The 21,093-nt window shown below is 69.8% G+C and carries 20 protein-coding genes; 11 read left to right on the top strand and 9 right to left on the bottom strand.

Annotation, left to right across the window (positions count from 1 at the left end; translation table 11 throughout):
* Positions 1 to 12 precede the first annotated feature (12 nt).
* The 3 genes from AB0L91_RS18925 (at position 13) to AB0L91_RS18915 (ending at position 2,877) form a co-directional block, all read left to right on the top strand.
* Entirely contained in the window at positions 13 to 1,176 is a 1,164-nt protein-coding gene (locus AB0L91_RS18925; protein ID WP_365011638.1) for an acyl-CoA dehydrogenase family protein, read from the top strand.
* A 9-nt stretch (positions 1,177 to 1,185) separates the two neighbouring features.
* Positions 1,186 to 2,313, top strand: coding sequence for an acyl-CoA dehydrogenase family protein (locus AB0L91_RS18920; RefSeq protein ID WP_365011635.1), 1,128 nt, complete (start codon positions 1,186 to 1,188; stop codon positions 2,311 to 2,313).
* 96 nt (positions 2,314 to 2,409) lie between these two features.
* Complete coding sequence (locus tag AB0L91_RS18915; RefSeq protein ID WP_365011633.1) at positions 2,410 to 2,877, top strand: NUDIX domain-containing protein; 468 nt, start codon at positions 2,410 to 2,412, stop codon at positions 2,875 to 2,877.
* Between the two features lie 24 nt (positions 2,878 to 2,901).
* Here the strand turns inward: AB0L91_RS18915 and AB0L91_RS18910 are convergent, their stop codons facing one another.
* Positions 2,902 to 4,023 carry an acyl-CoA dehydrogenase family protein gene (locus AB0L91_RS18910; RefSeq protein WP_365011631.1) on the bottom strand — a complete coding sequence of 374 codons (1,122 nt, stop codon included), beginning with the start codon at positions 4,021 to 4,023 and terminating at the stop codon, positions 2,902 to 2,904.
* A 90-nt stretch (positions 4,024 to 4,113) separates the two neighbouring features.
* Here AB0L91_RS18910 and AB0L91_RS18905 point away from each other — a divergent pair, with 90 nt between their 5' ends.
* Entirely contained in the window at positions 4,114 to 4,815 is a 702-nt protein-coding gene (locus AB0L91_RS18905; RefSeq protein WP_357347204.1) for a winged helix-turn-helix transcriptional regulator, read from the top strand.
* Positions 4,816 to 4,824: 9 nt separating this feature from the next.
* Here AB0L91_RS18905 and AB0L91_RS18900 read toward each other — a convergent pair whose 3' ends face one another.
* The gene (locus AB0L91_RS18900; RefSeq protein WP_365011629.1) at positions 4,825 to 5,463 is read right to left on the bottom strand and encodes a pyridoxal 5'-phosphate synthase; all 639 of its coding nucleotides are present in this window, start codon (positions 5,461 to 5,463) and stop codon (positions 4,825 to 4,827) included.
* 122 nt (positions 5,464 to 5,585) lie between these two features.
* On the opposite strand from AB0L91_RS18900, the gene AB0L91_RS18895 reads away from it, so the two are divergent.
* The 3 genes from AB0L91_RS18895 to AB0L91_RS18885 all read left to right on the top strand — a co-directional run bounded on the left by AB0L91_RS18895 (position 5,586) and on the right by AB0L91_RS18885 (position 8,803).
* Positions 5,586 to 5,825, top strand: coding sequence for a hypothetical protein (locus AB0L91_RS18895; RefSeq protein ID WP_365011627.1), 240 nt, complete (start codon positions 5,586 to 5,588; stop codon positions 5,823 to 5,825).
* Between the two features lie 73 nt (positions 5,826 to 5,898).
* The gene (locus AB0L91_RS18890; RefSeq protein ID WP_365011625.1) at positions 5,899 to 7,107 is read left to right on the top strand and encodes a site-specific integrase; all 1,209 of its coding nucleotides are present in this window, start codon (positions 5,899 to 5,901) and stop codon (positions 7,105 to 7,107) included.
* 139 nt (positions 7,108 to 7,246) lie between these two features.
* Positions 7,247 to 8,803: an amidase gene (locus AB0L91_RS18885; protein WP_365011623.1), complete on the top strand. Its 1,557-nt coding sequence runs from the start codon at positions 7,247 to 7,249 to the stop codon at positions 8,801 to 8,803.
* 85 nt (positions 8,804 to 8,888) lie between these two features.
* On the opposite strand, the gene AB0L91_RS18880 is transcribed toward AB0L91_RS18885, so the two are convergent.
* Positions 8,889 to 9,374 (bottom strand): nitroreductase family deazaflavin-dependent oxidoreductase, encoded by a 486-nt coding sequence (locus tag AB0L91_RS18880; RefSeq protein WP_357347214.1) that lies wholly within the window; start codon positions 9,372 to 9,374, stop codon positions 8,889 to 8,891.
* A 339-nt stretch (positions 9,375 to 9,713) separates the two neighbouring features.
* Here AB0L91_RS18880 and AB0L91_RS18875 point away from each other — a divergent pair, with 339 nt between their 5' ends.
* Together AB0L91_RS18875 and AB0L91_RS18870 are read left to right on the top strand one after the other, a co-directional pair.
* Positions 9,714 to 11,036, top strand: a complete 1,323-nt coding sequence (locus AB0L91_RS18875) for a family 1 glycosylhydrolase (protein WP_357347216.1) — start codon at positions 9,714 to 9,716, stop codon at positions 11,034 to 11,036.
* Between the two features lie 38 nt (positions 11,037 to 11,074).
* On the top strand, positions 11,075 to 11,794 hold the full coding sequence (locus AB0L91_RS18870; RefSeq protein WP_357347218.1) for a TetR/AcrR family transcriptional regulator: 720 nt from the start codon (positions 11,075 to 11,077) through the stop codon (positions 11,792 to 11,794).
* Between the two features lie 7 nt (positions 11,795 to 11,801).
* On the opposite strand, the gene AB0L91_RS18865 is transcribed toward AB0L91_RS18870, so the two are convergent.
* The 4 genes from AB0L91_RS18865 to AB0L91_RS18850 form a co-directional block, all read right to left on the bottom strand.
* The gene (locus AB0L91_RS18865; protein WP_355271956.1) at positions 11,802 to 12,800 is read right to left on the bottom strand and encodes a diiron oxygenase; all 999 of its coding nucleotides are present in this window, start codon (positions 12,798 to 12,800) and stop codon (positions 11,802 to 11,804) included.
* Positions 12,801 to 12,927: 127 nt separating this feature from the next.
* Positions 12,928 to 13,521: a hypothetical protein gene (locus AB0L91_RS18860; protein WP_365011620.1), complete on the bottom strand. Its 594-nt coding sequence runs from the start codon at positions 13,519 to 13,521 to the stop codon at positions 12,928 to 12,930.
* 139 nt (positions 13,522 to 13,660) lie between these two features.
* Complete coding sequence (locus AB0L91_RS18855) at positions 13,661 to 14,380, bottom strand: WHG domain-containing protein (protein WP_355271952.1); 720 nt, start codon at positions 14,378 to 14,380, stop codon at positions 13,661 to 13,663.
* 7 nt (positions 14,381 to 14,387) lie between these two features.
* The gene (locus AB0L91_RS18850; protein WP_365011618.1) at positions 14,388 to 15,119 is read right to left on the bottom strand and encodes a MerR family transcriptional regulator; all 732 of its coding nucleotides are present in this window, start codon (positions 15,117 to 15,119) and stop codon (positions 14,388 to 14,390) included.
* Positions 15,120 to 15,218: 99 nt separating this feature from the next.
* On the opposite strand from AB0L91_RS18850, the gene AB0L91_RS18845 reads away from it, so the two are divergent.
* The gene (locus AB0L91_RS18845) at positions 15,219 to 16,946 is read left to right on the top strand and encodes a GMC family oxidoreductase (RefSeq protein WP_365011617.1); all 1,728 of its coding nucleotides are present in this window, start codon (positions 15,219 to 15,221) and stop codon (positions 16,944 to 16,946) included.
* Between the two features lie 122 nt (positions 16,947 to 17,068).
* On the opposite strand, the gene AB0L91_RS18840 is transcribed toward AB0L91_RS18845, so the two are convergent.
* Positions 17,069 to 17,959 carry a DUF5995 family protein gene (locus AB0L91_RS18840; protein ID WP_365011615.1) on the bottom strand — a complete coding sequence of 297 codons (891 nt, stop codon included), beginning with the start codon at positions 17,957 to 17,959 and terminating at the stop codon, positions 17,069 to 17,071.
* Between the two features lie 94 nt (positions 17,960 to 18,053).
* Between AB0L91_RS18840 and AB0L91_RS18835 the strand changes: the two genes are divergently transcribed.
* Positions 18,054 to 18,902, top strand: a complete 849-nt coding sequence (locus tag AB0L91_RS18835) for an NAD(P)H-binding protein (protein WP_365011613.1) — start codon at positions 18,054 to 18,056, stop codon at positions 18,900 to 18,902.
* Between the two features lie 15 nt (positions 18,903 to 18,917).
* Here AB0L91_RS18835 and AB0L91_RS18830 read toward each other — a convergent pair whose 3' ends face one another.
* Complete coding sequence (locus AB0L91_RS18830; RefSeq protein ID WP_365011611.1) at positions 18,918 to 21,014, bottom strand: MMPL family transporter; 2,097 nt, start codon at positions 21,012 to 21,014, stop codon at positions 18,918 to 18,920.
* Positions 21,015 to 21,093: the final 79 nt, after the last annotated feature.

Genomic DNA, 21,093 nt, shown 5'->3' with positions numbered 1-21,093 from the left:
ACATACTCGACCATGCAATTGGCACTCACCGAGGACGAGCTCGCCTTCCGCGACGAGCTACGTGCTTTCTTCCGGCGCGAAATCCCCGCCGACATCCGCAACCGGGCCAGGCACATGGCCGAACTCTCCAAAGACGATTTCGTCACCACCCAGCGCATCCTCAACGCCCACGGACTCGCGGTGCCGCACTGGCCGGTCGCCTGGGGCGGCCGCGACTGGACCCCCATCCAGCGCCACCTCTGGCACGACGAGATGCAGCTGGCCTCGGTGCCCGAACCGCTGACCTTCAACACCAACATGATCGGTCCGGTCATCGCCCAGTTCGGCTCCGAAGAACTCAAGGCCCGCTTCCTCCCGGCCACAGCGAACCTCGACATCTGGTGGTGCCAGGGCTTCTCCGAACCCGACGCGGGCTCCGACCTCGCCTCGCTGCGCACCGTCGCCGTCCGCGACGGCGACCACTACGTGATCAACGGCCAGAAGACCTGGACCACCGCCGCCCAGAGCGCCGACTGGATGTTCTGCCTGGCCCGCACCGACCCGGACGCCCCCAAGAAGCAGGCAGGCATCTCGATGCTGCTGTTCCCGCTGGACTCCCCCGGCGTGACGGTCCGCCCGATCGAACTCATCGACGGCGGATTCGAGGTCAACGAGGTGTTTCTGGAGAACGTGCGGGTGCCTGCCGACCAGCTCGTCGGCGCCGAGAACCAGGGCTGGACCTATGCGAAGTTCCTGCTCGGCAACGAGCGCACAGGCATCGCCGCCGTCGGCCAGACCAAGGTGCGGCTGTGGCTGGCCAAGGAATACGCCAAACAGACCCGCCTCGACGAGGGCACCCTGCTCGACGACCCGGTCTTCGCCGCCCGCATCGCCGAGCTAGAGAACGAGCTGCTCGCACTGGAACTCGTGCAGATGCGGGTCGTGGCCGGCTCGGCCGACGGCGCCCCCAACCCGGTGTCCTCGATTCTCAAGCTGCGCGGCACCGAACTCCAGCAGGCGGTCACCGAACTGCTCGTCGACATCGCCGGACCCGACTCCCTCCCCCGCGAAGGCGACAGCGGCGACTGGGCCCGCCGCAGCACCGCCACCTACCTCAACTACCGCAAAACATCGATCTACGGAGGATCCAACGAGGTGCAGCGCGGCATCATCGCTTCGACGATCCTCGGATTGTGAGACACCGTCATGGATTTCGAACTCACCACCGAACAGAACATGCTGCGCGACACCGTGCGCAGCGTGCTGACCCGCCATTACACCCATGAACGCCGCACCGAGGTCATCGGCACCGACCCGGGCTGGGACCCACAGGTGTGGTCGACCTTCGCCGAGATCGGACTGCTCGGACTCACCATCGCCACCGACGACGGTGGCATGGGCGCCGGTCCCATCGAAACGATGCTCGTGCTCGAGGAACTCGGCCGCGTCCTGGCGCCGGAGCCGGTACTGGACTGCGCGTTGCTGCCCGGCGCGCTCATCTCCAGGGCCGGATCGGCGATCCAGCGCAAGGAGATCCTGCCCGAAGTCGCCGCGGGAGAACGCCGCATCGTGTTCGCGCACAGCGAGCCCGGTGTGCGCCCGGTGACGGCGCGCGCCACCACCCAGGCGACGCCGGTGGGCGACGGCTGGCAGGTGACCGGACGTAAACACCCGGTGGCCTACGGCGATGACGCCGACCAGTTCATCGTCAGCGCAGCGCTACCCGACGGCGGTACCGGACTGTTCCTGATCGAACCCACCGATCCGGGCGTGACCGTCGCCGGATTCCGCACCCACGACGGCAGGCGCGGGGCCGACCTCACCTTCGCCGGCGCGACCGCGGTGCCGCTGGGCACGCCGGTCGACGCGACCGATGTCATCGCCGACATCCTCGTCACCGCGCAGGCCGCGCTCTGCGCCGAAGCGGTCGGCGCGATGTCGGAAGCGCTGCGGCTCACCACCGACTACCTGTCGACCCGCAAGCAGTTCGGTGTCCCGCTGCGCAGCTTCCAGACACTCACCCAGCGCGCCGCCGACATGTACGTGTCGCTCGAACTCGCCCGGAGCATGAGCCTGTACGCGTCGATGTCACTGGCCGACGGCATCGCCGACCCCGCCGTCGCGGCCCGCGCCAAGCTGCGCATCGGACACTCCGGCAAGCACATCGGGCAGGAAGCCATCCAGATGCACGGCGGAATCGGCATGACCGCCGAATACCCGGTCGGCCACTACACCGCCCGCCTCACCGCCATCGACCACACCCTCGGCGATTCCGGTGACCACCTGCGCTACCTCGCCGCCCACGTCGCCGACCACCAGCTGGCCGAGATCTGATCCCACTGCTCGACATCGCCGCACTACAGCGAGCGCGGCGATGTCGAGCGGCACCGTCGAATCGCTTAGGTGTTGTGCGGGAGTAGGTTTGCGGGAATGAGTTTCCGGCTGGCCGCCTACGCCGTGTGCATCGAGGACGGTCGGGTGCTGCTCGCCCGTCATGTATCGCGGACCGGCGAATCCACCTGGACCCTGCCGGGCGGCGGGGTCGAGCACGCCGAGGATCCGTTCGATGCGGTGACCAGGGAACTCGCCGAGGAAACCGGCTGCCACGGGGTGGTCGAACGCTTGCTCGGGGTGGACTCGCGGGTCATTCCCGCTGCCGTGGCGCGCGCCGGAACCGAACATCAGAATGTCGGGATCTTCTATCGAGTCCGCATCACCGGCGGTCACCTCCGGCCCGAACCCGACGGCGACACCGCCGAGTCGGTCTGGACTCCGATGACCGACGTCGCGGGCCTGCGCCGGTCATCCCTCGTCGACATCGGACTCCGCCTGGCCCGGACCCTTCCCGCCTCCGGGCACGTCGATCCCGTGCCGGTCAGCGGGTTGATCCAACACTGAGGACCACCGGCGGGCACGGCGCGATCAGTCGATCGGGCTGTGGCCCAGCAGCACCCGACCGCTGAAGCGGGTCTGCTTGGCGCGGGGCAGGGGATGGAACTGACAGCCGTGGATGTCGCGGTAGAGGCGCTCGAGCTCGCAGGCGCGGGAATAGCCTGCGCCGCCGGTGGTTTCGATGGCCAGGCGGACCGTGGTGATGAGCGCGTCCGCCGCGACGGTCTTGCGGCTGAGGGTGCGGGCCGCGTAGGCGTCGGTGTTGGCGAAGGTCAGGTCCTCGGAGTCGGCGAACATGGCGGTGATCAGGTCCGAGGCGGTCGTGTAGGCGTTGAGCATCTCGCCCGCCGACTGCACCGTGTGCGCTTCGCTGCGACCTTCGAGCATGTGGGCGGTCAGGTCGACGGCGGTGTCGGCGACACCGAGATAGGCCGCCAGCACCAACGGCAGCGCCGCGCCGATCACCACGTTCAGCACCGGCGGCCACGGACCGGCGGGACGGATCAGCGAGATCGCGGCGTCCGGGACGAACACCTCGTCGAGCACGACGGTGTGCGAACCGCTCGCACGCAGGCCGAACGAATCCCAGGTCTTGTCGATGCTCACACCAGGCGCCGTCATCGGCACGGCGAAGTGCAGGACCTGATCCTCGAAGCGGACGCTGGTCACCAGGACGTCGCCGACCTCGCAGCCGCTCGCGGGCGCCTTCCTGGCACTGACCGAGTAGCCGCCGTCGACGCGCGCGGCCGTGCCGTTGGAATCGACCCAGTCCGACGCCCCGGTGCTGACCAGGATCGCGCCCGCCGCCACCTTGGCGAACACCGCGGACGCGTCGACGCCGTGCTTGTGCCGCCAGACCTGCGCGGCCACCAGATGCGAATGCATGGCGAAGGCGACGGCGGTCGACGGATCATGGCGACCGAGCTCCCGCAGGATCTCCCCCATCTCCCGATGGGTGGCGCCACCGCCGCCGAACTCGACCGGCACGAGCGCGGCCGAGAGTCCGTCGGCGCGGAGCCGGTCGAACGCGGCGACGGAGATCTCGCCGGTGCGGTCCCGCTCGGGGACCTCCGAACGCAGGGATTCACCGATCGCGCGGGCCAGGGCGACGCGGTCGGTACGGGACGTGGTGTCGGAAAATGTGGAAGTCATGTTTCGAAGGTAGGAAGCGCCGCGATAACCAGATAGTCCAGAAAGTGGACTCTCCCGGTCCAGGAAATGGACCCCGTCGGCGAGGTGACCATGACTGATACGACCGCAGGCTACGGCCAGTACTGCCCGATCTCCCGCGCGCTCGACGTGCTCGGCGAACGCTGGTCGCTGCTCATCCTGCGCGACCTCTACCTGGGCACCACCCGCTTCAACGACCTCGCGCGCGGTCTGCCCGGCCTGTCCCGCAGCCTGCTCGCCAAACGACTGCGCCAGTTCGAACGCGCCGGGCTGCTCGACAAGATCGGTGCCGACCACCTGCTCACCGAAGCGGGTACCCAGCTCCAGCCGATCCTGTTCGGCCTGGGCGAATGGGGTGCCCGCTGGACCTTCAGCGCGCCACAGCACGAGGAACTCGACCCCGCCCTGCTCGTGTGGTGGATGCACACCCGCGTCGACACCTCCGGATTCCCGGGCAGGCGGCACGTCCTGCAGGTCCGGTTCACCGACGACGTCCGCCGATTCTGGATCGTCGTCGAGGCGGGCACCCCCTCGGTGTGCGAGGCCGACCCCGGCTACCCGGTCGATGTCGCCATCGTCGCCGACGTGGCTGCCCTCTACGAGGTCTGGCTCGGCCGCATGCCGCTGACCCACGCCCAGCGCACCGGACGGGTGACCTTCGCCGGCCCGGCCGCGCTGACCCGCCGCATGCCCGGTGTCCTCCAGCTGAGCCCGGTCGCCGGCTACGTCAGCGAAGCCGCCCTCGCCGAGAACCCCACCGCGCGCGCGTCCTGACGACGAGCCTCACGGCCACAGGCGTTCGCGGACCCAGGTGTCGTCCGAGTCGCGGTATCGCAGCCGGAGATGCCGTCGGTCGTGGCTCGCCTGCCAGAACTCGACCTCGACGGGCGCGATCAGGTAGCGCGTCCAGGTGTCCGGTGCCGTGCCGGGGTTCTCGTCGACCCAGTGTTCAGCCTCCCGGGCCGCCGCCGTCAGCTCCGCCGGATCGTCGAGCACCTGGGACTGCCGTCCGATCAACGCCTCGACCCGCGAGGCCGGTGGCCGGGCGAGGAAGTCCGCGGCGGAGACGTCCGGCGCCGCGGGAGTCACCGGGCCGCGCAGGCGGACCTGCCGACCGCGCCCCGGCCAGAAGAACGTCAGCGCCGCGTGCGGAGTCTTCGCCAATTGCCGGCCCTTCGGGCTCTCCGAGCTGGTGGCGATCGCCCACCCCGACGGACCGACATCCTTCAGGATCACCACGCGCGCGTCGGGAGTGCCGTCGGCGTCCACGGTCGACAGTGTCACCGCGTGCGGTGCCAGCACGTGCTCCCCGGCCTCGGTCAGCCAGTCCAGGAACAGCTCGTGGGGTGTCGGCGGTGCCGAGTCCGGGTCGAACGCCGGGAGCTCGTCGGGAAAGGAGGCCCAGCCACGCAACGAAACCATGCCCCGACGGTACGGCCAGCTACCCACGCCCCGATCATCCACCCACTGTGAAAACGTGTCGGTTATCACTACCGGGCCCGCCTTGTTGGCGGCGGCCGTAATCAAAACGTTAAGGTTCAGGCATGGTTCGTCACGGAGCAGCGCACACCGACCCGGATGTGCCGAATGTTCCTCTCCCCCAGCAACATCCGGCCCGTCTCGCACCCGTCGACGAACCCGCCGGCGCCCCCGAAACCGCATCGGACCACGTCGACGACCATTTTCCGCGACTCGGCGACACCAGCTTCCTCACCACCGCGGCCCGGCATCGGCTCGCCGCCTACATCCACACCAAGCTCGCCGAACTGGCCGAGATGCCATAGCGGTCCGCCGATGACCTAGGCTCGAACGCCAGGAGTCATCGGCGACAGACTGATTCACGCGAGGAGCGGCGACGTGAGCGGCAGCGACGCAGCGGTCGTCCTTCCCGAACAGGTACGGACCGAACTGCGCCGCGGCGTGCGCAGCGTCCTCGTCGACACCGCCGCGCTGCGCCTGGTCCGCGAACGATTCGACGACGGCCAGGCCGACGCCCTGCGCCGCTACCTCGAAGCCTCCCAGTCGGCGAACACCCTGCGCGCCTACCGCACCGACTGGATCGCCTGGGCGGGCTGGTGCGCCGCCGAGCACCGGCAGGCCCTGCCCGCCGACCCGCTCGACGTCGCCGTGTACCTCGCCGCGGCCGCCGATGCCCGCCGCGACAACGGCACCTGGGCATTCAGCCCCGCCACCCTCGACCGCAAGTCGGCCGCCATCGCCGCCGTGCACGCGGCCAACGGACTACCCTCGCCGACCCGCTCCGACGTCGTGCGGCTGACACTGCGCGGTATCCGGCGCACCCGCCGCACCCCGCCGACCCGCAAACGCCCCGTCCTGCTGCACACCCTCGACCAGTTGCTCGCCGAGCTCCCCGACCCCGGGTGGCCCACCGAGCCCGCCCGGCGCCGCGACGCGCTCGCCCTGCTGGTCGGCTTCGCCGGCGCCCTGCGCCGCAGCGAACTCGCGGGCCTGCGCGTCAGCGACGTCAACGTGCGGACCGATCACACCACCGGCGAACCACTGCTCGTCGTGCACCTGCCGACCACCAAGACCGACCCCACCGGCGTCGCCGAGCAGCGCATCGCCCTACCGCGCGGCAAACATCCCCGTACCTGCCCCATCTGCGCCTTCGCCGACTGGATCCAGCTCCTGGAGGTGCACGCGGCGGCGGGTGACCACGGCACCCGAACCTGGACGGCCGACCACCCCGTGCCCGACACCACGATCCACCGCTGCCACGGCTTCACCGGCACCCCGCTCGCCGCCGACGTCGACCGCCCGCTGTTCCCCACGATCAACCGGCACGGCTCCGTCGGCGCGGCCCCGCTGTCCGGTCGCGCGGTCGCCGAACTCGTCAAACGCTATGCCGCCCGCGCCGGCCTGGACCCCGACCTGTTCTCCGGCCACTCACTGCGCGCGGGCTTCGCCACCCAGGCCGCCCTCGGCGGCGCCAGCGACCGCGAGATCATGCGCCAGGGCCGCTGGGCGAACCCCCGCACGGTGCACGGCTACATCCGTACCGCGAATCCGCTCGAAGACAACGCCGTCACCAAACTCGGGCTCTGATGGGGTAACTCCGGCGAGATCCACGCGAGTGCCCGCCGCCGAACACCGTAGTCGCTGTGACATCTATCCCGTTGTCCGAAAAAGCATTTCATGGCCCGAAAAAGTCGGATCAACCCGAGTCGACACCGTGACCTGCGAAATGACGAAATCGCTGCGTCGATCGGTGAAATCGAGGCCCGAATTCGACTGTCCCGTTGCGCCGGGAGATTCTTTATGGCTGCAGAAGCACGCCGATACCGTCCGCTGCATGGAGTGGAATTTCCGATCAGCCGAAGAACTCGCCACCGCCCTGCGTGCCGGTGAGGTGACCTCAGCGGAACTGACCGAAGCAGCGATCGCCGGTATCGAACGCGACGACACCTCGATCAACGCGATCTGCGTGCGGACCTTCGACCGCGCCCGAGCCGCCGCGCAGCGGGCCGACCGAGCACGCGCCCGCGGCGAAGACCGCCCCCTGCTCGGTATCCCGGTGACGGTCAAAGAGAGCTACAACATCGCCGGGCTGCCCACGACCTGGGGAATGCCGCAGCACGCGAATCATGTACCCGCCGAGGACGCGGTCCAGGTGACCCGCCTCGAGGCCGCGGGCGCGATCGTGCTCGGCAAGACCAATGTGCCGCTCGGACTGCAGGACATCCAGAGTTTCAACGCGATCTACGGCACCACCAACAACCCGTGGGATCACACACGCACGTCGGGCGGCTCCTCCGGTGGATCGGCGGCGGCTCTGGCGTCCGGATTCGGCGCGCTGTCGATCGGCTCAGACCAGGCCGGTTCGCTGCGTACCCCCGCGCATTTCTGCGGCATCTACGCGCACAAGCCATCCCGCGGGCTGGCGGCACCGCGCGGAATGGTTCCTCCGACCACGCCCGCCTGGCCGGTCGACCTCGACCTCGCCGTCGTCGGCCCGATGGCGCGCACTGCCCGCGACCTCACGCTGCTCCTCGACGTCATGGCCGGGCCCGATCCCCTGACCCTCGGCGTCGGGTTCGATCTCGCCCTCCCGCCCGCCCGTCACCGACAGCTCGGCGACTTCCGCGTCCTGGTCCTCGACGACCATCCACTCATTCCCACCGGGTCCGCGGTGCGAGCGGGGGTGAACCGGGTGGCCGACGCGCTCGTCGACGGCGGCGCCCACGTCGACCGGCACAGTCCGCTGCTGCCCGATCCCACCGAAGCCGCGACGCTGTACATGCAGTTGCTGTTCTCGGGCTCCGTCGCCTACTTCCCCGTCGACGAGTACGAACAGCTCCGCCGCCGCGCCGCCGAACTGGACGCGGACGACCAGAGCCTGGACGCGACCCGGCTCCGCGCGATGGTGTTCAGCCACCGTGACTGGCTGGCGGCGAACAACCTTCGCGAACTCCATCGGCACCGCTGGCGGCAGCTCTTCACCGAGTACGACGCCGTGGTGTGCCCGATCACGCCCACGCCCGCGTTCCCGCACGACCATCACCCCCATCCCCTGGAACGCCGGGTCGATATCGACGGCACCACGTACCCGTACTTCGACCAGCTCGTCTGGGCCGGTGTGGCGACCACGCCCGGCCTCCCCGCCACCGCCATACCGGCGGGCCGCTCACCCGAGGGCCTGCCAGTGGGCGTACAGCTCATCGGTCCCATGTTCGAGGACCGCACCCCGTTGCGGCTGGCCGAACTGCTCGAACAGAGGATCGGCGGCTTCCGGACACCGTAGCGCGCACCAGCTCGGACAGCGCAACGGTGCCGAGCGCGGCCCGAACCGGGACCGGCAGTGGAAGGGAACCCGGTACGACCTCGGGTCAGTCGGCGATGCGGTCCAGCCGGAAGATGCGGAACTCGCGGCCGCCGGAGCGTTCGAACTCCATCTCGTAACCGGGCCAGAATTCGACGGCCAGATCCCAGACGCGCTTGCGCTCGACGCCGGTGATCTCGGCGACCGTCACCGGGAAGGCGGAACTGCTGTTGTAGCGCACCGAGGCGGTCCGGGCCGCGCGCAGATTCGCCGACCACGCGGGATGTTCCGGCTTGCCCCAGTTCGAGCCGACGAGATAGAAGCCGTCGCCGTCGGGGACGCACAGCAGCGAAGTCGTCCGCGGCTGGCCGGACTTGCGGCCGACCACGGTGACCTCGATCGACGGCAGGCCGGCCAGATCCAGAACTCCCCACCGGCCACCGCTGAGCCTGCGCAGCAGTCGTTCGGTCGGCAGCACGATGCCCGCACCGCGCATGACCCAGGGCTGTGCGGCGAATTCACGTGCGAGGGCAGGTAAGGGGTTCCGCGGCATCTTGAAATCCTGTCTCGAGCGAAACGGATACCTCGACTCGGAACGGCCTGCTGAGAGACAACTCACTCGCCCACCCGGAGCGCCGCCGCGACATGCGGGCGAGAGGGCCCTTCCCCGTCTATGCAGTGGAGCGGTGTTGACGTTCGGACATGTAGAGAACCTGTGGGCGGCTGGGATATCGAGGTGAGGTTACATATTTAGATGCGCATATCTACGTAACAATATGTTGTAGTCGAGGTTCGGGTTGGTGCGACGCCGCACCGGCGGGATTCCCGGAATCCGCCGTCTGGATGACGCACACTGGACAACTCCCCCACCTTCCCTTCAGGAGTGAGTGCCATGCCCTCCCCCAGCGGTCGCCGATTCCTCGCCACGGTCGCCTTGGCCGCCGCGACACTCCTGACGACCAGCCCCTCCCCCGCTCTCGCCCGCCCGCAGGCACCGGCCCACCTCGCACCCCTCGGGCCCGAATTCCTCTGGGGCGTGGCCGCTTCCGGATTCCAGGCCGAAGGCGATGCGCCGGACAGCAATTGGCGTCGCTACGCCGCGTCCGGTGCCACCCAGGACCCCTACCTGAACTCGGTGGACTTCCACACCAGGTACCGCTCCGACATCGCACTCGCCGCGGATCTCGGTGTGCGCGTGTACCGCATCGGCATCGAGTGGGCGCGGGTGCAACCAGGGCCCGGGGTCTGGGACGACAGCGCCCTCGCCTTCTACGACGACGTGGTCCGCACGATCACCGACGCGGGCATGCGCCCGATGCTCACCCTCGACCACTGGGTGTATCCGGGCTGGGCCGCCGATCGTGGTGGCTGGCGCGATCCCGAGATCGTGTCGAACTGGCTGGCGAGCGCGCGAGTGGTGGTCGACCGTTTCGCCGGCGCGGACCCACTGTGGGTGACCTTCAACGAGCCCACGTTCTACCTCGTCAACGAGGTACGCAAGGGCGGGATCGGCGTGGCCGACGTCCCGGCCATGGGTGACCGGATCGCCCAGGCGCACAACAGCATCTACGACTACATCCACTCGGTGCAGCCCGGCGCCCAGGTCACCAGCAATATCGCCTTCATCCCCGGCGTCGACGACGCGGTCAGCGGGCCTTTGCTCGACCGGATCGCCGCCCGCCTCGACTACATCGGCATCGACTACTACTACGGCGTCTCCCCCACGCAGCTCACCGTTCCCGACTTCGACCGGCTCTGGACGCTGCCACTGCAATCCGAGGGCATCTACTACGCACTCGACCACTACGCCCGCCGCTTCCCCGGCAAGCCGCTCTACATCGTCGAGAACGGCATCCCCACGGAGAACGGCCGCCCGCGCGCCGACGGCTACACCCGCGCCGACTCGCTGCGCGACACCGTCTACTGGCTACAGCGCGCGGTCGCCGACGGCATTCCGCTCATCGGCTACAACTACTGGAGCCTGACCGACAACTACGAATGGGGTTCCTACACACCACGATTCGGCCTGTACACGGTCGACGTGCTGACCGACCCGACACTGACCCGGACCCCGACCGATGCCGTCGCGGCCTACCGCGCGATCACCGCGGGCGGTGGGGTCCCGGCCGACTACCGCCCGACCAGGGCGCCGGTCCCGTGCTCGCTGGTCGACGCGGCGACGAGCTGCACCGATCCCGTGTCGGTCCCTCGGTAGCGGTTTCCGCGCGTGCCGGGTGCTCTACACTCGGGCGGGTGTCGAGCGCAACGTCACGCCCCTCCAGCGCCGTGAGCGGCAGACAAGCCCGATGGCAGCCGCACAACGACAGCCGCCGGGAGCGGATCGTGCTGTCGGCGGTCGAGTTGATCGAGCAGGCGCCCGCCGGCGTCGAGGTGCCGATCGTCCAGATCGCCGAGAACGCCGGCCTGGCGAAATCCGTGGTGTACCGGCAGTTCGCGGGGCGGGACGAGCTCGATCGGCGGATCCGCAGCGATATCGCCGACCGTTTCGTCGCCGATATCGAGGACGCGCTCGATATCGCCGACGGGTCCATCAACAGCATTCTCGTGCGCACGGTCGGCGCCGTGGTGACCTGGATCGAGGACCATCCCCGGCTGCACGACTTCCTGCGCACCGGCCCCTCGGACGACGATTCCGAGATCGACGCGATGAGCGCGCTGATCGGGACCATCGCGGCGTCGACCAGAGCCTTGGTCACCGGTCTCGCCGGTGTGGTCGGCGTGAGCGACGACGGCTCGGCCGACACGATGACCTTCGCCATCGTGTCCATGACCGAGGCCACCGTCACGCGCTGGGCCAACGACCCGAACCCGGTACTGACCAGGGACCAGCTGATCGAGGAGGTCGCCTCCTACGCCTGGCACGTGGTCGACGGTGTCGCCCGCCGCCACGGCCTGACCCTGGACCCCGACCAGCAGCTGGTCGAGATCATCACCCAGCTCGCCACGGGCTGAACGCCGCTCAGGCGACCCGGCGATGTCCGCGTTCGGGCTCGCTGCGATAGCGCGAGGCCGGACCGTCCACACCGAGCGTGCGCCACAACCGCCGGGCGATCGGGTTCATCAGACCGAGGTCGTCGGCCAGCTTGCGCATGTCACCGAAGTAGCCCGACAGAATCTTCTGCGAGTGCTCCGACTTCCAGAACGCCTGCTCGATCACCTCGCGGGGAATGTCGAACTCGCGCTCGAACGAGCGCGGCGGCGCCATGATCTCCCCGGCCAGCCAGCGCATGGCGATCGGGAACGCGACCGAACACGCGCCGCGATTGAACTTGCCCATCCGGCCGACGTGCGCGGCCAGGAACTCGCCGGCGAAGGAGATGTGGCGCGCTTCCTCGGCGATGTGGATCTCCATGGTGCGCAACACCATCGGCGGCATGGACGCGCCCTCGCGGATGACCGCCTTCTGATAGTGGTCGATCGGTTCCTCGCCACCGAGGATGCCGATGAACAGGATCGTGTGGGCGTAGCCGCCCGCGACCCCGATCAGCGGTGAGAGCACCTTGAACATGGGCCGCATCCCCGGCACGTCCACCCCGATGCGGTTCACCAGTTCCTGGAACATCTGGATGTGGTTGCACTCTTCGGTCATCTCGTGCAGGCAGTACCGGAACTCGGGCGAGCCGTTCGGCAGCTTCATGATGTATTGCATCATTCCGCGGATCAGGATGCTCTCGAAGGCCGCGCCGACCTTGATGGTGTTCGAGATCCGCCACTTCCCGATGGCGATCTGCCGGTCCAGCGGCTGATCGCGGTACCACTGCGTGGCGCCCAGCGGGTCGACGTCGGGTGAGAGAACCCAGCGCACGTCGTTCGGGTCAAGGGCGAGCTCCGGCGAATCCCAGTCGATATCGAGGTAGGGATCGAAATGCCGGTCGACGGACCCCTGCGAAAGGGTCGCCAGCGCATCTCGGTACTCCTCGGTGATGAGTCCGCCACGGCTCGATTCGGTCAGCGTCATCGGTGCCTCCTCGGTTCGCGTCCGGTCGGCGGCACTGTAAGCGCCGTCACACCGGTTGATCCGAGAATAACTGAGACTTACGGTCCCACACAACCCGCCACACCGGTTTGTGACCGCCGGTCGAGCGCTATTCGACGAGGAGGACGATCAGTTGCCGGGCCAGGTCGGCGTCGCCCGGGCCGCCCAGCCAGACCAGGGGGCGCCGGGGGTCCAGGCGGTCGAGGGCGTCGGGCAGGGAGCCGAAGACGCGGTCGGCGCGCACGACACAGACCTGCGGGACCACCTCGGAGACGTCGGGGCCGCCGTCGACGTCGAGGGCGAGGGAGCCGGTCGAGGCGTCGCCGGCCACCGCGTCGCGGACCACGGCGTCGCCGGACTCCGAGGCACCCGAGCCGCGGTGCACGACCTCGTGGCCGGGAGCGCTCGCCCAGTGGTCGAGCCAGGCCGGGCCCGGTTCGACCGCGGCCAGGACCGAGCGCACGCTCATGCCGTAGAGGACGTCGGCGACCGCCGCGGGCAGGCCGGCGAGGTCGACGGAGCGGACGAGCGAGCCGTGCTCGCGCAACCGCCCGGCGAACTCGGCGAGGACGGCGGCCCGCTCGGCGGGATCGACGTCCTCGCCGTTCCGCGACGACCGCCGCATGGGCACCCGACGCTCGTCGTCGGGAAGGTCCAGCAGCCCGTCACGGACGCGGCGCAACATCTCCTCGCGTGAATTCACTCGGGCACTCCCGTTCGTTGGCGACACCGGTGGGCGTCGCCGGATACACATCTCTCTTTCCACATACCGTGGGAATCAGCTCGATCGCTACGGTACCGACCGGTCCACACTAGGCGGTCCGCCACACCGAACCGAACAGCTAGTTCACGGCAACGTTCGCGAACCCGAGCATCCGGAGCATCTGGTCGATCTGGAGTTCGAAAACTTCGGCCCGGTCGGCGAAGGTATCGCGGCCGTACATGTCGAAGACGTCGAAGTTCACCGCGCCGAACAGGGTCGTCCAGGTGGTGAGGCCGGCCACGATCAGCCAGTCCGGGGCGGCCATGCCGAATTGCCCGCGAATTGCGGTGAAATCGGCCGACGCCGCCGGTGACACCACCGGCTCGACGGCGGGAGCGCTGAGCTGTCCCGCCCGGAAGGCACTGTCGATGATGCCGAGCAGGGTCGCGATCACCCGGATTCCGGGCGTCTCGGTGTCCTCGGCGGGGGCGGCGTAGCCGGGCACGGGGGTACCGAACAGCAGTCCGTACCAGGCCGGCTCGGCCAGCGCCCAGGTGCGCACGGTCCGGGCGACTACGCGGAAGCGCGTCGCCGGGTCGTCGGGCGCTTCGGCCAGGGCCGCGTCGACGGCGTCGCCGAGCGCGTTGTAGCCGTCCACCACGAGCAGCGTCAGCAACTCGTCGCGGCTGCGCACATACCGGTAGACCGCCGACGACACGACGCCCAGGTCGCGGGCGACGGCGCGCAGCGACAACGCGGCCGCGCCCTGCGAGGCGAGGTGCTCGCGGCCGATCCGTTTGATGTCGGCGAGGGTCTGGGCGCGCGCCAGCGCCCGCGGCCCCGGTCGGTCGGTACTCATCTCCCGATCATCGCGCACCCGCGGCACGGTCCAGCCGCCGCCGGTCGGCTGTGTCGGCGACCGGCTCGACGACACCGGCCGCGCGTTCGATCTCGGCGGCGAAGGTCGCGCCGCCCACCTCCCAGGCCATGGCCAGGAACTGTTCGCGGAACCGGCTCAGGTCGACGCCCACGTCCTCGCCGCCGTACCCCGTGCCCGCGGCGGCGCGCACCGTGCGCACCACGTCGTCGGCCAGGTCGGCGATCCGTTCCCGGATCAAGGTGCGCAGGACACCGCTGAGGGTGATGTCGGTGCCGACGTCGTAGAGCACAAGCGCGCCCTTCAGCATCGGGCGGTCGGGCACGAACCAGGTGTCGTCACGACGCTCGAGGTAGCCCGCCGCGATGAGCTCGGCGAGGACATCGGTGCCGCGATCGCCGAGCAGTTCGGTCAGCTCGGCGTCGTCGACGATCACCGTCCGCTCCCCCGCCTGCACGGCGCGCGGATCGAACAGCGTGCGCCAGTCGCCCGCACCGGGCGACGGCTCGGCGTCGAACACCTCGCGGATGGCGTCCAGGCGCAGGCCGCGGGCCTGCATGGCGACGATGTCGCGGAGCCGGTCCAGGTGCGCGTCGGAGTAGACGACCTCCTTGCCCGCGCGGCCGGGTTTCGGCAGCACGCCGAGCGAGTGGTAGTAGCGGATGGTGCGCGCCGCGACGCCGCTGACGTCGGCGAGTTCCGCTCGGGTGTATCGGGGCACCCGACCAGCATAGGGCCGCCCGCGCCGGACTTTGACAGCTCTGGCTGTCGACGTTAGCGTTACCGACGTCACTGTCGACACCGATCGAGGAGCCCTCGTATGTCCGATCGCACCACCGACTTCGACGTCTTGATCGTCGGCTCCGGCTTCGGTGGCAGTGTCACCGCGCTGCGCCTGGTCGAGAAGGGCTACAAGGTCGGCATTCTCGAGGCGGGTCGCCGGTTCGCCGACGACGAACTGCCCAAGACCAGCTGGGACCTGCGCAAGTTCCTGTGGGCGCCCAAGCTCGGCTGCTTCGGCATCCAGCGCATCCACCCCCTGCGCGACGTGCTGATCCTCGGCGGCGCCGGTGTCGGCGGCGGTTCGCTGAACTACGCCAACACCCTCTACGTGCCGCCGGAGCCGTTCTTCCAGGACGCCCAGTGGCGCGACATCACCGACTGGCGCTCCGAGCTCACCCCGTACTACGAGCGGGCCCAGAAGATGCTCGGTGTGGTGCGCAACCCGCACATGACCCCCGCCGACGAGATCTTCAAGGCGGTCGCCGAGGACATGGGCGTCGGCGACACCTTCGTGCAGACCCCGGTCGGCGTGTTCTTCGGTGAGCCGGGCCAGACCGTGGCCGACCCGTACTTCGGTGGTGCCGGGCCCGAGCGCACCGGCTGTGTGGAGTGCGGCGACTGCATGGTCGGCTGCAAGTTCGGCGCCAAGAACACCCTCGTCAAGAACTACCTCTACCTGGCGGAAAAGGCCGGGGCGCAGATCATTCCGATGACGACGGTCACTGCCCTGCGCCCGCTGCCCGACGGCACCTGGGACGTCGCGACCGAGCGCACCGGCGCGTGGGTGCGCAAGGACCCCAAGACCTTCACGGCCGGACAGGTCGTGCTGGCCGCGGGCACGCTCGGCACGCAGAAGCTGCTGCACTCGATGCGCGATCAGGGTGTGCTGCCGAACCTCTCGGACAAGCTGGGCCTGCTGACCCGCACCAACTCCGAGTCCATCGTCGGCGCCGCGACCAAGACCCTCGCGCCCGGCCAGGACTTCACCAAGGGTGTCGCGATCACCTCCTCGATCCATCCGACGCCCGACACCCACGTCGAGCCCGTCCGCTACGGCAAGGGCTCGAACTCGATGGGCCTGCTGCAGACCCTCATGGTCGACGGTGGCGGCAAGGTCCCGCGCTGGCTGCGCTTCCTCGGTATCGCGCTGCTGCATCCGCTGTTGCTGCTGCGCTTCCTGAGCGTGAAGAACTGGAGCGAGCGCACCATCATCTCGCTGGTGATGCAGCACCTGGACAACTCGATCACCACCTACACCAAGCGTGGCCTGTTCGGCGGGCGCAAGCTCACCTCCAAGCAGGGCCACGGCGAACCGAATCCGACCTGGATTCCGGCGGGCAACGATGTCACCCGCCGGGTCGCGGAGAAGATCGGCGGTGTCGCGGGCGGCACCTGGGGTGAGGTGTTCAATGTCCCGCTCACCGCGCACTTCCTGGGTGGTGCCGCGATCGGCGCCGACCGCGAGCACGGCGTGATCGACGCCTACCACCGTGTCTTCGGCTACCCCACCCTCAGCGTCGTCGACGGCGCCGCCGTCTCGGCCAACCTGGGCGTGAACCCGTCGCTGACCATCACCGCCCAGGCCGAGCGCGCCGCCGCCTACTGGCCGAACAAGGGCGAGGTCGACACCCGCCCCGAGCAGAGCGCCGGCTACAGCCGGATCGCCCCCGTCGCTCCGCAGCAGCCCGCCGTCCCCGCGGGCGCGCCCGCCGCCCTGGTGCTGCCGATCGTGGAGATCCGCAGCAAGGAGCAGACCGCGGGCTGACCCCCGCCGCGAAATCCGGCCCCGGACAACGGTTCACACCGCTGTCCGGGGCCTTTCCCGTTCTCGGGCTTTCCGTGAATCGCGTGACCTCGATGGCGTCCGGTGCCCAGGTGCCAGGAGACTCAGAGGGCGTTGATCCGGGCGAGGGCTTCGAAGGCGAGGTCGGCTGCCTGCCATAGCGCGGTGACCTCCGCGCGGACCGTCGGGGCGAGGGCGGGGTCCTGGAGGGCCAGACCATTGGTGAAGATGACGGTGTTGGCGCCGAGATCGGCGGCGATGAGCAGCTGTTCGGTGGCCACGCCCGCGCCGAAGAGCTGGTCGAGGCCCTCGCCGACGAAGTAGAAGCGCCACAGCGGGCCGAGGTCGGCGCCGTAGGCCGCCTTGGTGCGGTCGACGATGAGGTCGCCCGCGGCGGCGATGGTGGCGACGATCTCGAAGTAGTCCTGCGCGTTCTCCGGTCGGCTGCCCACGGCCGCCACCGAATACGTCAGATCCACGGTCAGGTGGGCGTTGTAGCCCGCCATCGCGGTGCGCGCGCGGGAGGCGCCGCAGTCCTGCGCGAGGGCGAAATAGTGCGCCCACTGCGGCTCGGTGACACCGCCGGTGAATTCGGCGTGCAGATTGTCGAGGAAACGGCGCAGCAGTTCGGTGCTGATCGCGTGCGCGTACTCGCGATTCACGAAGGCGCCGGGATCGCGCTGCAGCGGCATGACGGCGGCGTATTCGACAGCGTCGAGCCCGATCGCGAACAGGCCGCGCAGGTCTCGGTGCTCGACGAGGATCTCGGTGATCCGGTGATGGCGGGCGACGGCGTCCTCGAGCCGGGCCAGCGCATCGGCGCCGGAGATCGTCGATGTGTCCGACAGTCGCGCGATCTCGGCGATGTCCCCGCCCGACAGTGTCGACCCGCAGGCCGTGTGGCGGACCGCGCCGCTCGCCGGTGCCGCGACGAGCGCGGGCAGGGTCATGATCACGGCCGCAGTGACAGCGGCGATCCCGCTCGATACACGCACCCGCAGATTCCACCATCCGCGCGGCCGAACCGCAGAACGCGACACGGCGACCGGCGCGTCCCTCCGGGCACCCCGGGTGCAATAGCCTGGGCGGATGCCGGAAACCATTGCGATTTCAGGGGCCAGTGGACAGATCGGCGGGCGGGTCGCCCGGCTGCTCGCGGACTCGAGCGCGCCCTTGCGGTTGCTCGGCCGGCGTCTCGATCGCCTGCCGTCGATCGCGGGGGCGAGTACGGCGGTCATCGACTACGCCGAGCCGGACACGGTGGCCGCCGCGCTGGCGGGCGTGCAGACGTTCTTCTTCGTCTCGGCCACCGAGAGCGCCGATCGCGCCGCGCAGCAGTCGACGGTGGTCAACGCGGCCCGCGGCGCGGGTGTGCGGCGCATTGTGTACCTGTCGTTCGTCGGTGCCGCGCCGGACTGCACCTTCACCTTCGGCCGCGATCACTGGTTCACCGAGCAGGCCATCCGGCAGTCGGGCCTGGACTTCACGTTCCTGCGCGACAACCAGTATCAGGACATCATCCCGCACTTCGCCGACGCCGACGGCGTGATCGCGGGGCCCGCCGGTGACGGCGCCGTGGCCGCGGTGACCCGCGCCGACGTGGCCGACTGCGCCGCCGCCGTGCTCACCACGACCACCTATACCGGCGAGACCTTCGACCTCACCGGTCCGCGGGCCTTCACGCTGCCGGAGGCCGCCGCCGAGATGACCGCAATCCTCGGTCGCCCTTATCGTTTCGTCGATCAGACCGTCGACGAGGCGTATGCCACGCGAGCCAGCTACGACGCGCCGCGGTGGGAGGTCGACGGGTGGGTGAGCACCTACACCGCCATCGCGCAGGGCGATCTCGCCCAGGTCTCCGACGCGGTGGCCACCCTCACCGGTCGCCAGGCCACCGACTTCCGCGACTACCTGGCCACCTTGCCGCCCACGCCCTGATCGCGGCGACGCGGGTCATGTCGCGTGGATCGGCTCGGCCTGTCCCACAGCGGTTGTCGTGGGCGACGTCGGCCACCACACGCGGTCGCCGAGCAACGCGAACAGCGCGGGCACGACCAGGGTCCGCACCACGAAGGTATCCAGCAGGATGCCGATTCCGACGACGATGCCCAGCTGGGTCAGCGTGATCAGCGGCAGCACGCCGAGCACGCAGAACACCGCGGCCAGAACGACACCCGCGCTGGTGATGACAGCCCCCGTCGACGCGACGGCCCGCACCATGCCGCGCGTGGTGCCGTGCGCCGCGGCCTCCTCGCGGGCCCTGGTCACCAGGAAGATCGTGTAGTCCACCCCCAGGGCAACGAGGAACAGGAAGCCGAACAGCGGAACATTGGTGTCCAGGGCGGGGAACCCGAACACTGTGTCGCTGATCCAGCTCCCAGCACCGAGCGCCGCGAGCGCGCTGAGCACCGTCACCCCGACGAGCAGCAGGGCCGCCGGGACGGCCCGCAACAGCACGAGCAGGACCAGCAGGACGACGGCGAGGATCAGCGGGATGACCAGCGCCTGGTCCCGGCGGGCGGCGTCGCGGATATCGAGCGCCTCGGCATCGGACCCGCCGACGAGCGCCTCGGCGCCGGGTACCGCGCCGACCGCCGACCGGATCGCGGCGATGGTGGTGAAGGCCTCCCCCGAGCCGGGCGCGGCATCCAGCACGACCGACCAGCGGGTGCTGCCCGCGTCGGTGACGCCGGTGGCCGTGGCACGCGAAACACCGTGCACGCCTTCGATCTCCCGTCGCACGTCCGCGTCCGCGGTGGTGCGGGCGATCACCACGGCCGGATCCGAGGAGCCGGACGGGAAGTGCCGTGCGAGGGTCTCGAGCCCATCGACCGATTCCGCCTCGACCCGGAACTGCTCGGTGCGCGCGAGTCCGATATCCGTGGTCGCCAGCCCGGTGGCGAGCACCACCAGGACCGCCGACGCGACACCTGCCACCAGCGCGGGCCGGCGTACGACGCGGTTCGCCACGGCCGACCAGACGCCGTGCGCGGCCGTGTCGCGACCGTCCGCGCGCGGCACGAACGGCCAGAACACCCGTCGCCCGCACAGCGCGAGGGCCGGGGGCAGCGCGGCGAGGACGAAGACCAGCGCGACGACGAGTCCCGCCGCGGCGAACGCGCCCAGGCTGCGCGTGTTGGGCAGCAGGGCGAGCAGCAGGGTCAGCAGGGCGAGCACGACGGTGATGTTGCTGGCGACGATGGCGGGCGCGGCGTGCCGCACCGCCGCACGCAGGGCCACCCGATGGTCGGTGTGCCGGTGCAGTTCGTCGCGGTAGCGCGACACCAGCAGCAGGGCGTAATTGGTGCCCGCGCCGAAGACAAGCACGCTGGTGATGCCCGAGGTCGACCCGTCGAAGGTAAGTCCGGTGAGCTGGGCCAGCGCGGTGCCGACGCTGGTGGCGACCCGGTCCGCCAGTCCGACGACCGTCAACGGGACCAGCCAGAGAACCGGTGACCGGTAGGTGACGATCAGCAGGACCATCACCACGAGCGCGGTGACGAGCAGCAACAGTGCGTTCGCCCCGGAGAACGAGTCGGCGATGTCCGCGCCGAAGGCCGGTCCGCCGGTCACCTGCACGCGCAGCGATTCGGGCAGGTCGGTGGCGAGCGCGCCGCGCAGCTCCTCGATCCGGTCGGTGAGCGCGAATCCGTTGAGCTCGGCGGACACCGCGATCTGCGCGAGGACGGCCCGGCCGTCCGGCGCGGGCACGACGCGCGGTCCGTCGGACGCGGGCACGCCCGCCCGCGTGAGGGCGGCCTCCAGCGCCGCGAGATCCGGCGGGGTCAGCACTCCGTCGTCGACCCGCGTCGCCACCATGATCGCGGCGGCGTTGCCCGCATCGGGGAACTGCGCAGCCGCCTCGGCCGCCCGTGCCGATTCCGCCGACGCGGGCAGCGACACCGGCGCCTGGCCCGCGCTGTCGTTGCCGCCTGCCCAGCCCATCACCGCTATCGCGGCCACGAGCACGGCCAGCAGCACCGCCCACGATCGCCGACCGGTCACCAACCCGGCAAACCGGTCCCAGCCCTGTCCGTCGCTCCCTCGCATCACGGGGGAGACTATTTCAGAAACTTAACTAATGGGCAATGGCGGGCCGTCCGGGCGCTAAGCTCGCAGCCGGATAGCG

It is taken from the genome of Nocardia sp. NPDC051833 (assembly GCF_040681225.1).
Classification (GTDB): domain Bacteria; phylum Actinomycetota; class Actinomycetes; order Mycobacteriales; family Mycobacteriaceae; genus Nocardia.
This window is presented reverse-complemented; position numbering and strand designations above follow the sequence as displayed.

Bases quoted from the DNA above. Each gene is read 5' to 3' on its own strand.
- AB0L91_RS18885 (WP_365011623.1), top strand. From the start codon at position 7,247: ATGACGAAATCGCTGCGTCGATCGGTGAAATCGAGGCCCGAATTCGAC.
- AB0L91_RS18895 (WP_365011627.1), top strand. From the start codon at position 5,586: ATGGTTCGTCACGGAGCAGCGCACACCGACCCGGATGTGCCGAATGTT.
- AB0L91_RS18865 (WP_355271956.1), bottom strand. From the start codon at position 12,800: ATGACGCTGACCGAATCGAGCCGTGGCGGACTCATCACCGAGGAGTAC.
- AB0L91_RS18925 (WP_365011638.1), top strand. From the start codon at position 13: ATGCAATTGGCACTCACCGAGGACGAGCTCGCCTTCCGCGACGAGCTA.
- AB0L91_RS18855 (WP_355271952.1), bottom strand. From the start codon at position 14,380: ATGAGTACCGACCGACCGGGGCCGCGGGCGCTGGCGCGCGCCCAGACC.
- AB0L91_RS18830 (WP_365011611.1), bottom strand. From the start codon at position 21,014: ATGCGAGGGAGCGACGGACAGGGCTGGGACCGGTTTGCCGGGTTGGTG.
- AB0L91_RS18910 (WP_365011631.1), bottom strand. From the start codon at position 4,023: ATGACTTCCACATTTTCCGACACCACGTCCCGTACCGACCGCGTCGCC.
- AB0L91_RS18920 (WP_365011635.1), top strand. From the start codon at position 1,186: ATGGATTTCGAACTCACCACCGAACAGAACATGCTGCGCGACACCGTG.
- AB0L91_RS18905 (WP_357347204.1), top strand. From the start codon at position 4,114: ATGACTGATACGACCGCAGGCTACGGCCAGTACTGCCCGATCTCCCGC.
- AB0L91_RS18880 (WP_357347214.1), bottom strand. From the start codon at position 9,374: ATGCCGCGGAACCCCTTACCTGCCCTCGCACGTGAATTCGCCGCACAG.
- AB0L91_RS18875 (WP_357347216.1), top strand. From the start codon at position 9,714: ATGCCCTCCCCCAGCGGTCGCCGATTCCTCGCCACGGTCGCCTTGGCC.
- AB0L91_RS18835 (WP_365011613.1), top strand. From the start codon at position 18,054: ATGCCGGAAACCATTGCGATTTCAGGGGCCAGTGGACAGATCGGCGGG.
- AB0L91_RS18845 (WP_365011617.1), top strand. From the start codon at position 15,219: ATGTCCGATCGCACCACCGACTTCGACGTCTTGATCGTCGGCTCCGGC.
- AB0L91_RS18915 (WP_365011633.1), top strand. From the start codon at position 2,410: ATGAGTTTCCGGCTGGCCGCCTACGCCGTGTGCATCGAGGACGGTCGG.
- AB0L91_RS18900 (WP_365011629.1), bottom strand. From the start codon at position 5,463: ATGGTTTCGTTGCGTGGCTGGGCCTCCTTTCCCGACGAGCTCCCGGCG.